This is a genomic window from Streptomyces murinus, assembly GCF_002154555.1.
GTDB lineage: Bacteria > Actinomycetota > Actinomycetes > Streptomycetales > Streptomycetaceae > Streptomyces > Streptomyces murinus.
On sequence record NZ_MUNF01001067.1, the window covers coordinates 1 to 528 of the forward strand.

Sequence of the window (528 nt, forward strand, 5' to 3'; positions counted from 1 at the left end):
GCGCGGGGCATGGGGTGCTCGGGGAGCCCGGTCGGCGTGTCCACGACTGTCTCGGTCACAGCTGCCTCCTCGGCAAGGGGGGCGCCCAACACCCCTAACGGCGTTAGGTGCTTAAGGCAACCTTAGGGATCGTGGAGGGCACGTCAACGGTGCCGAAGGGTTCGCCGTCGCTATCCGGCCACGATGCGATCGAGCAGATCGTCCGCGCGCTGGATGAGTCCGCGCCGGTCGACCTCGTAGGGCAGCGCCATCGCGATGGTGACGATGCCGTGCAGCGCCGACCAGAGCAGCAGCGCGTCCTGCCCGGCGCCCACCTGCCCGGAGCGGTCGCCGGGCAGCGCGGCCAGCGCCTCCTCCCAGGCGCCGAGCACCAGCCACACCGGGTGGCGCGGGGAGTCCTCGCGTGGGCCGACGATGCGCTCGACACCGAACATCAGGCGAAAGCGCCGGGGGTTCTCCAGCGCAAAGGTGCAATAGCGGTGGGCCATGGCGCGCAGGGCGGTGCGGGGAGTGTGCGGGGCGTGGGGG

At 71.8% G+C, this 528-nt stretch carries 1 protein-coding gene; it reads right to left on the reverse strand.

Annotated features, from left to right (window positions below; genetic code table 11):
• Positions 1-170: 170 nt before the first annotated feature.
• Positions 171-528, reverse strand: a 358-nt coding sequence (locus tag CCN72_RS37695; protein WP_143664371.1) for a TetR-like C-terminal domain-containing protein, incomplete at its 5' end; no start/stop codon positions are given.